The 742-nt window shown below is 42.6% G+C and carries 2 protein-coding genes; both read right to left on the reverse strand.

All coding sequences use genetic code 11. The features are described from left to right. On the reverse strand, positions 1-336 hold a 336-nt coding region (locus AC1DUW_RS31335; protein WP_477644513.1), incomplete at its 3' end, for a biotin carboxylase N-terminal domain-containing protein. Between the two features lie 12 nt (positions 337-348). Then, positions 349-742 (reverse strand): AMP-binding enzyme (locus tag AC1DUW_RS31340; protein WP_477644514.1); only part of this gene is annotated, 394 nt, incomplete at its 5' end.

Below are 742 nucleotides of genomic sequence, written 5' to 3' on the forward strand. Positions count from 1 at the left end.
CTGCTGGATAACTTCAGGTTTGGGTCCAATGAAAATCAATCCAGCATCTTCACATGAGCGAGCGAAATCTGCATTTTCACTTAGAAATCCGTATCCTGGATGGATGGCATCTACACCGGTTTCTTTAGCTATTTCTAAAATCTTCTTGACGTTTAAATAGCTTTCCTGAACTCTGGACCCTCCCAATAAATAGGCCTCATCCGCATGTCCTACAAATGGTGCTTCCGAATCTGCCTCGGAATAGACAGCGACGGTACTAATTCCCAAATTCTTGCACGTACGGATTACACGTGATGCAATTTCTCCTCTGTTTGCGATAAGAATTTTTCGAATCATTCGATATCCCCCTTATTTGGTACGTTCCGTTAATAGTTCAAGAGTTTGCTCCCGAAGCTTATACTTTTGAATTTTCCCAGATGCAGTCATTGGATATCCATCAGTAAATTGAATGTATCGAGGAATTTTGTGAAAAGATATTTTCCCTTTGCAATACGCTCTCAATTCTTCCTCCGTCAAGGTTTCTCCTGCTTTCAAAATGACCCATGCCGCTACCTCTTCCCCATACTTCTGATCGGGAACACCAAGGATTTGGACATCGACTATAGCAGGATGCTGATAGAGAAATTCTTCTATCTCGCGCGGGTATATATTTTCCCCACCGCGAATAATCATATCTTTCAGTCGGCCAGTAATCTTGCAATAACCGTTTTCGTCCATCACCGCTAAATCTCCTGTGTGGAGC

The organism is Peribacillus sp. P4_C12 (genome assembly GCF_056402095.1).